Origin of the sequence: Halopseudomonas sp. SMJS2 (genome assembly GCF_029866945.1) — a bacterium.
GTDB lineage: Bacteria > Pseudomonadota > Gammaproteobacteria > Pseudomonadales > Pseudomonadaceae > Halopseudomonas > Halopseudomonas bauzanensis.
This window is the reverse complement of sequence record NZ_CP123446.1, coordinates 94125-106345: the sequence shown is the minus strand read 5'-3', so window position 1 is coordinate 106345 and position 12221 is coordinate 94125. Positions and strand designations below refer to the sequence as shown.

Annotated in this window: 9 protein-coding genes; 5 read left to right on the top strand and 4 right to left on the bottom strand. The window is 52.1% G+C overall.

Going from position 1 to position 12221, the window contains the following annotated elements:
- Positions 1-14 precede the first annotated feature (14 nt).
- Positions 15-719 carry a Crp/Fnr family transcriptional regulator gene (locus tag QAO71_RS17485; protein WP_280165943.1) on the bottom strand — a complete coding sequence of 235 codons (705 nt, stop codon included), beginning with the start codon at positions 717-719 and terminating at the stop codon, positions 15-17.
- 797 nt (positions 720-1516) lie between these two features.
- On the opposite strand from QAO71_RS17485, the gene QAO71_RS17480 reads away from it, so the two are divergent.
- The 5 genes from QAO71_RS17480 (at position 1517) to QAO71_RS17460 (ending at position 7624) form a co-directional block, all read left to right on the top strand.
- On the top strand, positions 1517-2314 hold the full coding sequence (locus QAO71_RS17480) for a class I SAM-dependent methyltransferase (protein ID WP_280165942.1): 798 nt from the start codon (positions 1517-1519) through the stop codon (positions 2312-2314).
- A gap of 99 nt (positions 2315-2413) precedes the next feature.
- The gene (locus tag QAO71_RS17475) at positions 2414-4129 is read left to right on the top strand and encodes a DUF4942 domain-containing protein (protein ID WP_280165941.1); all 1716 of its coding nucleotides are present in this window, start codon (positions 2414-2416) and stop codon (positions 4127-4129) included.
- 813 nt (positions 4130-4942) lie between these two features.
- Positions 4943-5482, top strand: coding sequence for a hypothetical protein (locus QAO71_RS17470; RefSeq protein ID WP_280165940.1), 540 nt, complete (start codon positions 4943-4945; stop codon positions 5480-5482).
- A 186-nt stretch (positions 5483-5668) separates the two neighbouring features.
- Positions 5669-6085, top strand: coding sequence for a response regulator (locus tag QAO71_RS17465; protein WP_280165939.1), 417 nt, complete (start codon positions 5669-5671; stop codon positions 6083-6085).
- A 243-nt stretch (positions 6086-6328) separates the two neighbouring features.
- Positions 6329-7624 (top strand): site-specific integrase, encoded by a 1296-nt coding sequence (locus QAO71_RS17460; protein ID WP_280165938.1) that lies wholly within the window; start codon positions 6329-6331, stop codon positions 7622-7624.
- 24 nt (positions 7625-7648) lie between these two features.
- Here the strand turns inward: QAO71_RS17460 and QAO71_RS17455 are convergent, their stop codons facing one another.
- The 3 genes from QAO71_RS17455 to QAO71_RS17445 all read right to left on the bottom strand — a co-directional run bounded on the left by QAO71_RS17455 (position 7649) and on the right by QAO71_RS17445 (position 12126).
- The gene (locus QAO71_RS17455; RefSeq protein ID WP_280165937.1) at positions 7649-8791 is read right to left on the bottom strand and encodes a hypothetical protein; all 1143 of its coding nucleotides are present in this window, start codon (positions 8789-8791) and stop codon (positions 7649-7651) included.
- 1960 nt (positions 8792-10751) lie between these two features.
- The gene (locus QAO71_RS17450; RefSeq protein WP_280165936.1) at positions 10752-11804 is read right to left on the bottom strand and encodes a DNA-binding protein; all 1053 of its coding nucleotides are present in this window, start codon (positions 11802-11804) and stop codon (positions 10752-10754) included.
- Positions 11797-12126 (bottom strand): hypothetical protein, encoded by a 330-nt coding sequence (locus tag QAO71_RS17445; RefSeq protein WP_280165935.1) that lies wholly within the window; start codon positions 12124-12126, stop codon positions 11797-11799. Before QAO71_RS17445 ends, QAO71_RS17450 begins: the two co-directional genes overlap by 8 nt.
- Positions 12127-12221 lie beyond the last annotated feature (95 nt).

Below are 12221 nucleotides of genomic sequence, written 5' to 3'. Positions count from 1 at the left end.
CCTGCTCAAGTATATCAGGCGGGGCGGGCGTTCTCGAAAAACAGAGCCGAGTCCCACTGATAGTGATTGGCTGGTCCAAACTGCCCAGATTGGAAACGGATGATTTTGCCATCGAGCTGGATCTCACCGTCCGAGGCCATTTTCTGTATTAACCTGATGGTATGGGCTACGGACAACCCGGCTAACTGAGATATCTCCGCGCGACCAGGCTTGATCGCAACTTGTGACTGCTCAAAGGCGCAACCAGCTCCCGCCGCGTACACATGCAGAGCGCTCCGGATGCGGCCAACACCGCGACCATTGCACCATTCGCTGTAGATGATCTGCGACAACTGATGCCACTTTGCAAGCTGCTCGAAGTATCCAACTGCGAAGCTCGGGTTTGAGCGCAGAACTCCGTCGAACTGTGATTGCGATATAGCAAGAAGGGTTGAGCCAGTGAGGCCTTGGAGCATAACGTCACCCTGATCCGGCTGATTACCGGGTGGCTGGATAGGCGCTGTGAGAACATCTCCCGGCCGCGCAATCCTCGCGGTGATGATACGGCCGTCGTGCGCTTTGATGATGATCTTGACCAGTCCATCCCCCACTAGGTAGACAAGCCGATCCTCAGCTGCAATAACCGCTATTCGCATCACTTCGCTTTTAGAAAGGAATAGGTGCTGCCCCAGGGGGAGTAGGGAGTGGAAGAGACTGATACCCCGCTGGTGAAATGTCATACATGCCCGCCTTCAGAATGAGCAAACATCCTAGCGCTTCACGGAGCCTGCAAAAACCGAATGGGGGTGCAAAAACGGGTGAATGACACGGGGATCTGAATGGCAAGCTGTCTATTACCCGTGGTGCCGGACAAACCGGTACACAAGCATTCCAGGAATCATCATGCCAGCACATATCCAGTTCAAACGTAACGAGAAAGGGCTAGTGGTGTTTAAGCAGGGCAGGAGAGTGGCGACAATTCAAAGGAGCACGCCTGCAGATGTTGGCCATCGAAGTGAAGATCCGTGGATGCTCGTGCATGTGTCAGGCCGCATTGATCGACATCCACGCCAGTATGACGCTCGCAATGACGCTATGAAGCTTTAGCCTGAAAGCTCATATCAGCGAATCCGAGCAGGTTAGAATTGCGATCACCCAATACATAGGGATACCGTTAAATGGCGACCGGCCCACAGGACCATAGAAAAGTTATCTCTCGCTAAGCATCCTTGAAGGCATCAAACGGCTTAGGTAGTCATGATACGCGCTCTGAGAGCACGGATACCTCAATGTATCCCAGCTAGATGAATCATATGAGCCACGAATGATCCAGGCAGCCCTTAAGCGTCGGTGGGCGCACAAAACGTACACAAAGCCATCAAAGATATGAAACGCTACGTTGCTCAGCTTGAAAAGCAGTCCCAGGTTTCCGTACAGCTTCGGCTTTCAAGCGCTGGCCGTTAGGTTACAGCTAGGTGAGGGGTATGACACGCGATAGCGGGAGGCAATCTAAAGCTTCTCAAACGCGGAGACCGTCATGTCACAGATCAAGACCCTGAACCAGTACTTCACCCCGTCATGGGCAGCAGCCGCGCTGGTACGCCAGCATTTCAGTGACCTGTCGGAAAATGATTATGTTGTTGAGCCCATGTGTGGGCCGGGACGCTTTCTTGAGCCTATCCCTCCCCACGTCCCTGCCATGGGCATAGAGATAGACCCAGATCAGGCAGAGCTGGCCAGGGCTCGTACCGGGCGAAATATCATGACCGCGGATTTTCGGGATGTATCGTTTTCTGAGCAACCAACCGTATTCCTTGGCAACCCTCCCTTCAAGACCAGGCTATTCGACGAGTTTCTTTCCATTGCAGAACAGGTAATGCCGAGGGAAGGACGCATAGGTATGATCCTCCCGGCGTTCTTTTTCCAAACGTCTGGCAGGGTAGTGAGATACAACGAAGCGTGGGGGATTGCCACAGAGCTGCTGCCCAGGGACTTGTTCCCAGGCCTTGAGAAACCTCTGATCTTTGCACTTTTCAGGAAGGATGCTGAGCGCAAGCTCATCGGTTTCAACCTCTATCACGAGCAGGCGTTCGTTAAAACCCTTCCCAAGGACGTTGGGGAGTCACTTCGTCACGGCCTTCGCACTTGGAAGGAGGTGGTATCGGATGCCATTGATGCTGCAGGCGGGGTCGCGACCCTCCAGCAGATATATGACTATGTCGCTGACCGCCGCCCCACGTCGAATCCCCACTGGAAGGAGCAGGTGCGGAAGATTTGTCAGGTTCGAGCGACCCGTGTGGATAGGGCTCAATACAGTATGGATTTTGCTGCTTGATCGGCACGCGGAAATCGCGCTAAAACCACAACCAGGGGGCATCTGACACGCAGCAAATGCCTTCAATCTGGTCCCATCTTCACAAGGGACCAAACGATCATGTTCGATTTCAATCTACCTGTCGCTGCCATACCAGCCGATTACCGCGAATTCCTTCCGACCATGACAACCCCGGCCGTCGACGAGCTACTGCAAGAGTACGCGCACGGGGAAGCTGAGATGCGTCGAATGCACGATTACCTGATGCAAGTTGAGAACCAAGGGACGCTTTCAAGCTTCGCGTATGGCGCCCAGGCTTACTACCAGTCGTCCTCGCGCAGTCAGCTTTGGGTTATGGACCTGATTGATATGTTTGATCTGAAAAGGGCTATGAACGCTAGGCAGGAGCACTTCTGGTTCCGGCTCTTTGACCTCTGTAGCTTGACCACAGTTTTGCCAACAGAGATATGGACAAAATGGCAGGAATCCTTCACAGCTTGGCGTACACGCCACGCGGACATAGTCATTCCTCAGTTTGATCACACATCTGTCTATTCCTGCCTATCGCTAATTGAGTCACATCGTGCGAACTTCCTTTCAATGCGAGTGGACGCGGTCTGGAAGGCGCTTTCTGGATGGCATAAAACGAACTGGGGCGGAGCCTTCCATGACCGCTTCATTATCGATTGGATGTTCAATGAGAGTGGGACCACAACCAGCAAGGATCGTAGCTTTATTGACCTGGTCAATGTCTGCTCAACCGTCATGACGGGCGCAGAAAACCCATTTTTCAATGCCTATGGTGAGCTTCGGCATGCGCGGGATCAACACGGCGAATGGCATGAACTGCTCGACGGTGCACTGAGGATCAAGGCGTTCAAGAGGGGCACCCTACATTGTGAAATCCATCCGGAGATATCAAACCGCCTCAATATCGCGCTCGCATATCTCCATCCCAATGCATTGCCGGACGAGGCTACTTTGAAGCGGCCGCGCCGGCGCAAAGGATTTGGCTCTGCTGAACTCCTCAATCTGGCTGTACCTCATCAGGTACGTGGCTATCTGGCTGAATGCTATGAGCAACAAGGCGCAAACGGCCTATGGCAGCTCAAGTCGAGCAGCATGATCAAGGAGGAGCGCATAGGAAATGCCGTCAGAATGATGATTGACAACGTGCTTGTGCAGATTGGCGGTGTGCGTTGTGAGGGGGCCCACTTATTTGATTACGCACCTATGGATGTCATCAAGAACATCGTACGTTTTGGCGAGGTCCCAGAGAAGATCAGCCATCAGTACTATTCGACACCCCAGGATTTGGCCATGGAGTTCGTTGCATGGTCGGGTGTCCATGATTCGGATATTTGCTACGAGACATCAGCCGGCACCGGAGGCATTGCCAAACACATGCCGCTTCAGACGAGCTGCGTCGAGGTCGACCGGCTTCGGTGCATGTCACTCGACAAGATGGGATTTGAGGTAAAGCAGGGTGACTTCCTGATGCTATCTCCGACGGATCTGGAGGGTGAGGCGGATGCCGTATTGATGAACCCACCGTTCGCAGGGAGAGCCTGGCAGGACCATTTCGAGCACGCTGCACATTTCGTACGAGAAGGCGGCTTGGTTGCTGCGATTCTTCCATCGGGTGCTCCAGGAAAGATGCCAATGCTATCGGATGTCGCTGTGGAGTACTCGGAGAACATGGATAGCCGGTTTCCTGATACCTCAATATCAGTGGTTTTCGCTAGGTGGCGTAAGCCATCAACAAGCATTAGGCCAACAACGCAGGTACAGAACGGCCTGTTTGATGCTGCCTGTGCAGGAAGTGACATTGAGTGACGGCCGCGCTTAGGAAGCGGATCGTTCCTGGGCCGGGGCACCGACGCTTTCAAGCGACCCATGAATCTTAGACTGAGCTGCAACCGCAGGATTCGCGTCATGGATGCCCCCCTTTTTTGATTGTCGTTCTGGTTTTATAACCCCCCTTTCGGTTGCATCTCGTAAATAACGACATAGGATCGAATCATAGCGGACTGGCATGGCGACCATTGCGGCGGCGGGCACATGCACCCGAAAGGGTAGGGTCTGATTCCAGCCGATCTGACCAAGGTTACAACATGAGAATTCTTGTATCTGCTTTAGCGCTGTGTGGCTCACTGATTGCTTCACCGGTATCAAGCCAAACCTGGGAGGAGGTCTATACGGAAGGCGGATCAAACGGGCAGTGGGCAGAGGTTGTTTGCCAGGAGGGGGCTGGATGGCGGAAATGTGAGAAATCTGAGCCTACCTGGTCCTGTAAGTATCAGGCGAATTATAACCAGGTTACCCAGGGCAAAGGTTCTTGCAGGGGTAGCCCAAGTTTTACAAATAAGAAGTACGTATTGAACGGAACGTACCCAAGTATGCACTACGATTCCGCTACCATTAAATCTGGTGCGATTGTTGGAACAATCTTACAAGAATGTAGAGGGATAAAGTTGCGGGTCGACATCATGCAGATCTGCGTATTGGAGTAGGTTTATCAGCGGCGCCATGCGGGGCCTGGTGGTGATGGAAATGAATCGGCTAGGCCACCTTGTTTTTCCTATTACTTCTAAAATAGGAAATTTAGAAGTAATGGGCTGGGATAATATTTTTGGCCAGGAGCGACAAATGAACAGTACTAATCATGCATCCATGGCAGAGATTACGGTTGTGCTCGCAAAGAACACTAATGAGGGCCGGATTAATCTGCGCTTACAGGTGCTCACTTGCGCACTTGTAGTGTGTCTGCTGGTTGTATTCGGCGAACTTGGCCGCCGAGTGTGGGATCTCCCGGGGATGGTGGCGGGTCTATTGTTCACCGTGTCGCTATGCGTGGCGATGACTGGTTCGGTCATGGCCATGTGTATGCAAATCATCATCAACAAACGCGAGAGCGATGGAACCGGGGTGCAACGCCTGCAAAAAGCTCAGAATCGTCTTGCCACGTTGATGTTGGGGCTGTCCGTCTGCTTTGCGTTTGCTAGCGTCGGTGCGGCTAAAACCCTGGGTTTCTTTCCTTCAGTTATTACAATCGAACTCCCATACCTCTATAACTATGCGCTCATGATGAGCTTTGCGGCGCTGCTTGTTTACCTAGCGCTGCTCTCCAGCACCGCCACGCTTATGGTGATGCGTTACGCATCGAAAGATGGACATACTCATGAGTGAAGACTTCCAGGTGTCTACATCTGGGAACAAGACTACCAACCATAGTAGCCCGCTCACGCGGGCTTTCTTTTACCGTCTTAGTTGGGCCCAGTTTCTTCGCCCCTATTCGGTTGCAGCAGGATTGTCAGAGGATATGCTCGATTTGGGACACACACCTGCACATCAATTTCATTGAGGCTGCACCACATGATCGCTTTAATCGTCGATGATTCGAAAACTGATACCTATGTTCTCGCCAACATACTCTCCAAGTTCTTCACCGAGGTGGTGTGCGTCGGCACCCCGGCCGAGCTGACAGCAACCCTCAAGACATGTCTGCCAGACATGATCTTCATGGACGTGTTCATTGGCTCAAACCACAACGGGATTCATATCATCGACGATCTACGTCAGCTCTCCAACGAGATTAGTATCGTGCCGATGGTCATCACAAGCTCAGCGGCCTCTCCTGAAACCGTAACCTTTGCGCTCGAGCATGGCGCTTCCGACTTCCTCAGCAAGCCAGTAACGGAAGAAAAGGTCGGTGAGATCATCCGTAAAAACCTGATCGGCTATGTCGCCATCCCCGAGCAAAAGGGAATCATCACTACCACTATGTTCTGAGACAGGGTCTCGCCCTCCCTCCCCCGCTAATCCATGTACAGCCGCGCCCGGTACCGTAGAATTCACCAACACTGTGTTGTGACGCTTTGTAGTGGCTTTGTGTCGTCGCGAGAAGATGAAATAGAACTCCAACAGCGACTGTGCCTCCCTACCCTTCTCGATCATCGTTTTTGAGGGCTGTTACACCTGATCCATTGCCGATTTGCGGTTATGCTGACTGCATAGACTGCCATCGGAGATTGAATGATGTCCCGGCCCAGAGCCAATGCCGCCCTCCCCCCACAGCCGCTCTTCGACACTTATGAGACCTTCATCGAATCGACCGTTGCTGAGTACGCTGCAGATCATCCAGAGATTGCCCGCTACATCCAATCATTTGAACCAGGCATTGCAGCGGGCGAGGATTACAAGCACGTTCGGGCGTTCCTCAATTCCTACAACAGCGTCAAAACCACCTTCAACGGCTACCGTACTCATGTAGAGAGGCTTCTGCTTTGGTCGTGGATCTTCGCCGGCAAATCAGTCCTAACGCTCAGGCGATCGGATATTGAATCATTCATGGCATTCTCTGCTGCCCCTCATCCAACGTGGGTCGCAAACAAGATATCGAAACGCTTTGTCGTTAGTGGCGGTACCCTGGCCGCGAACCCAGAATGGCGTCCCTTTACGGTCAAGGTTTCCAAGTCATCCCGTAAGCTAGGAAGCGAGGAAGGTTCGATGACTTCAAGTCTTCCCTATTCCATGTCTCAGGGAAGTGTCCGTCAGGTCTTTGCGGTTTGCTCATCATTTTACGATTTTCTCATTCATGAAGGCCTCAGTATGGAGGCCAACCCCTGCCGGGCGATCAAACAGAAAGGCAAGTTCATCAAGCGCAACATGAAGGTGGACTCCAGCAAGTCCCTCACGCGCCTGCAGTGGGATTATGTTGTGGATGTCGCTGAGAATATGGCTAACGAAGATCCGGATAAATACGAAAGATCACTGTTCATCCTGGTAACGCTGCAGTCGATGTACCTGAGAGTTTCGGATCTGGTAGGAAATGTACATTGGACCCCAACGATGGGGTCATTCGTAAAAAAGGGAGAATTTTGGTGGTACCAGGTCATTGGCAAGGGCAACGTCGAGGCCGAGATAACGGTCAAGCCTGACTACCTGCAATACCTTACTCGCTACCGCCGCTCACGAGGTTTAAGCGACCTTCCCAGCGCAAGGGAGCAATCGCCGCTGATCACTTCCCGGTGGGGCCGTGGGGGGCTTACAGACAGGCAGGTTCGGAATCTGATCCAAGAGGTTTTCGATAAGGCTGTGAAGCAGATGCAGGATGAAGGGAGGACAGAAGACGAACTGGTGAATCTGAGAGAGGCCTCGCTGCACTGGCTACGCCACACCGGCGCCACTTTCGATGCCCCTTTCCGCGATCCCAAGCACCTGCAGGCGGATCTGCGGCATAAAGCATTGGCGACCACCCAGAACGTCTACTACAACGCCATAGACGACGAAAGAGCTGCAGGGGTCGCGAACCTGAAAGTACGAGACTGAGGAGGCTGTACAGCCTCTCATTATTCAGAATAAAGGGAGAGTCTTCTGACGGGAGTCCCTTTGACTGCGCAGCAGCCCCAGAGCCCGTTCCGAGACGGTTAAGCGTTTTGAGCCAGCTTTCACGTGGCGCACAAGATCGCTACCAGGATATATGGTTACCTCAGCATCCACCGGCGCTGGCCGGCCAGGTGCCGAACGCTTTGGAAAGATAGGTGCGATGTCGAACTGATTAACAAAACCAGCATCTTCCATTTTACCCAGTTCCCGTTTGAGAGCGTTGATGCTCGCGCGTATTGTTTTGTGATCAAGGCCCGGGGTGCGGTTCCGTAACTCGGTCAACCTGATCGTCAGGGGATGTTCAGAAGAAATGTTCGGCGCGAGGAAATGCATCTGGCGCTGAAGATAGCTCGCAAAGGGTGCCAGATCCGCGCCCATATCGTATTGGAACTGTCTGTAGCCCACATTCCTAATGGCGTGGGTTACCAACGGGTGCAGTTGAATCTTCCAGTTGTCCTTTCCTGATATCGTTTCATCGTGGCTAGTAGTGCGTGTAAACGACGGAACAATGGGGTTTCGGTTAGAGGTTTCAGAGGTGCCCTCTTTTTTAATCGTCATCACAGATGACGACAATACCTCAAGTGCTTCCCGGATCTGGCCATGGCTATGTGTCCGGCCCATTGCCTTGAGGACCATAGCCATTTCGCGAATAGAGAACGTGATGAAGTAGGAAATTTCGCCGTTCACTTCTTCAGCCTGTGCTTGCTGGCAGGCTAGATAGATCAGGGCTTGCTCTACGACCTGCTCTCGGACCCCAGGAAATCGGCGTTTGGGCTTATTCGACTTTTTATTCGGGTAATAGGTGCCCGGGAACAGCGTAAGCTTGAATTTGCCGCCATAGATCTGAAATTCCTTTTGGTAATCGTTGGGGATTTCGTCAAGATAGTTCAGGTTGTCCGCAGTGTATTTCGGTATCAGCTCCCACAGGGTAATGACGTTACTGAGGCCGATCGCTTCAGCTTCCGAATTACAGAGAAAGGATTGGAACAGAGCAAGAGCTGCAGCTTCGCGCTGAGGCGGTGGGAAAACTGTAGGGGAAAACGAACCTTGCGGGCCCCAAAATACTACTTTTTCTTCTGTTTCCGGTGCCTCAGTATTTTCGTTTCGCATCTCATCACCAATTGGCCAGCAATCCCTGGAGCCGAAAGTAGTCTTCGTGCTTCATATCCGCAATAGGGCTGGGAGAACAGACCTCGATAATGCGGGAGATCAGACCCCTTGAATTACCTTCTATGGGTTGCGGGGTGCCACTTTAGCATCTCCACAGCTTGTGTGTTCCCGCGATTCTGGGTTGTCGGACGATCGATGCACCGTGTGCACTGAACCGGGAGATCAGACCTCGTTAATTACATCTCATATGGGAGGTTGAAGGCCGATAATAGCTGGAGGCCTTGTTTTAACTGGCTTTCGGCTTGCTTGTGCCTCCCCCTTTGTGGCAATGGAACGGGAGGATGAACGCAGATATCAGCATCCAGGGCGGGAGAGTAGACGCCGTTAATTGCCCAATACGCTGATTTGTTACGGCCAAGCCCGTACGTCATAGTCTGCACGAGGCAGGGAGATTGAGCCTCGATAATTGCCGATCCTTAACGGGAGATTTGAGGACCATATTACCCTCAGGCCCCGTAACTGCTAGGCTCCAGCCTGTTACATCAAATCCTGGACGCCTATAGTGCCGGGAGATTCAGCGTCGATAATTGCTTTCAGTGCGGCAAAACAGACCTTAAATTTTGCGATCCCAGGGTACATACGTCTCTCAGCTGGCACTCTGAGCGCCATGACAGAATAATCATCACCCGGGAGATAGAACCCCTGTAATTCCCATCAGCAGTGGGAGATTTGATAGCGATAATTGCTGTAGCCCGCGTTATTAGAGGGCTGGGGAGCTAGACGTCAGCGATGGTGGGGGGAGATTACTCATCGTTAATTCTGAATTCACTGGGAGATTGCCCCCCCATAATACCTCCTTTCCAGCTTTTGCCTTCTAAACTGGCCGTCACGCGAAGTGGATTTGAGCCGGGAGAACAGAGCCTCATAAATACGATTATGGGTTGGGAGAACAAAGGACCGTAATTACTGAAACCCGCATAATCCGTGTTGTTCAGAGGTGTCGACGATGTAGATACGCCCCTCGGAGTATTTCCGATCACCCGGGAGATTGAGGGCTCATAATTCCAGATGCCTGTTTTCAGCTGACAATGTGTTATCCGCTGGGTGATGGTTGACCGGGAGATTACACCTCAATAATCATTCGCGGGTTACGGGAGATTAGCCCCCCATAATGCTTCTGTTGGGATGGGAGTTTCGAGGCTCATAATTGCTCTAGACCCCGTGGTTAGTGGGGTTGAGATGTTGTCCTGCCACGACATGATTAGATTGATGGGAGAATGAAGGCTCATTATTAGGCGGATTGATGGGAGATAGGTGCGAGACCATTATCCATCGGTGCGGGAGAACAGGCTTGCTAATTGCTTGATAGCCAGGTTTTTAGGGGGTTCTAGGGGTTATTCCCATGGCGGTCCATCGCGAACAGGTAGATTCAAGAGCCGCTAATGGATTGGTGTGGGAGAATAGAGGGCCCTAATTAACATGGACCAGTTAATCGAAGCTGCGATCAATGGGGGGTTGCCGGCATGCCAGGCACACCGGTGGCTAGGTCTGTAGCACTGACGTGCGAGTAACCTATTAGTGATCAACCCGGGTTTAAAAAAAGGAATTAGGATCTAGGAAGGAAAAAAAGAACAAAAGGAGCTAAGTCTATGTCACTGTTTTATAAGCGGTTATTCTGCGTTTACTGGGGCTGATCTCCCGGATTATCGCTTCAGCTTCTCCCGCTTTTCAGTAGTCTTGTCTTTTATGCCTGATATTTAAGGGCCTTCATTCTCCCGCTCGGCGATCACTGGTGCCCCTGATCTGCGGGTCCGATGTTCAATTATGGGCCTCTAACCTCCCACGATTGACCAATTATCGCGCTTGATTCTCCCGCTATTGGGTTTGACCTTGTCCTTCTGCTGAGCATTATTTGAACAATTACGAATAGTGGGGCTGTATTCTCCCAGGTTAATTGACTCTAGTCTCCCGGGTTTTGCCTTGCTGGTCTTTTGTCCCTATCTGCCGGCCCAGGAAGCTTCGCGGCAAGTGCCTTATTTGCGTCGGAGAGCGCGCGCTTCAAGGCATCAGAATCTTCCCTTGATTTCTTTATTTCCTGTTCAAGGGATTCACAACGGGACTGTAGCTCAGTTCTGATTTCTTTGCATGCGGCTAGCTCAGTCTGTGCCTGAGTCAGCTTAGCCTCAGCGGAACCGTTGATCTTGTATGCCTCATTAATTTCACTTTCCAGGGTTTTGATCCGATCATTGAGTTGATCAATCGTTCTAAGGTTATCGGAAATTACCTTCCGCCCTGCGGCTACATCGGCTTCCAGGGACCCCATGTACCGATTTGCTTCAGTCAATTTTTCTGAGCTCTGAGTCAGAGCGGCCTGGTACTCGTTGCGCTCGCGCTGGGCCTGCTTAATGACATCCTCTTGGATGGCTTTCGCCTCCTTCATCTGTTCTCTCGTACGCGATTCAAAATGATCCTGCTGAGCTTTGGCCGCTCTGGCCATGGCCTCGGCTTTCTCGACAGCACTTTTCATCTCTGTAATGGTCGATTTTAATGACGCAACTTCGATATCCAACTGGTGCTTCGATTCGGCCAGTGCTGCAGATTTAATGGACTCGGAATCGAGCAATGACCTGACAACCTGCAAATCCTCATCGGCTTTGTTCCTCTCGCCTACAACTTTATCAAGGGTCTGAGTGACCTGATCCAGTTTTTCTTGAACGATGGAAAGAGCCTTCCCGCCCTCGGCCTTGGCTTGGGCAACCTTGCCCTCGTAAATTTGCTCTAATTCCTTCTCAACGGTTGCCAGGGCGTCTCTCAGGGAGCTGTTGACCAACCCGCCATTACCGAAGACGCCTTGCATGCGCGCAACGATCATTCTGCGGTGCTTTATGATTGTGGTCATGCTTCCGGTGCCGATGTACTCGAGCAGGGCTCGATCCGTAGGTTTCTCGCCGGCAGCCATCAGCGCCTGGTAGGCATTAAAAACCTCTGAGTAAGTCACGCCGCCCTTAGCCATGTTCTTCATCCTCAATGATGCGTTCCAAAATGGCGTCATCTTCACAGTGCTGGCACAGCTTCTGGTAATGGACTACTTTGTAGTCAGATCGCGTATTGATTAGTGGGTGACGGCCGCAGTCTGGACATATTGTTCCTGTGTAGTAGGCCGTAGCATAGCTCTGCACCAATGCTACGAGATCTCTGGCCTTCTGGGTCTCCCGAAACGGCAGCAAGCTTATAACTGATCCACAAAAGGTCCCATCGGGATTCAGCGCCCAGTACCGCTCCACGATCTCGATTTCTCCTGGATCGTCTGTCAGAAACTTCAGTTCGATTCCCATCTGCCCCGCCCCTCTTCGTGTCTGTCCGCTGCCGGCCGTACCCGTGCGTGTCGCGCATCAACCAGCTGCTGGATGCTTGTCAGTATGTATTTATG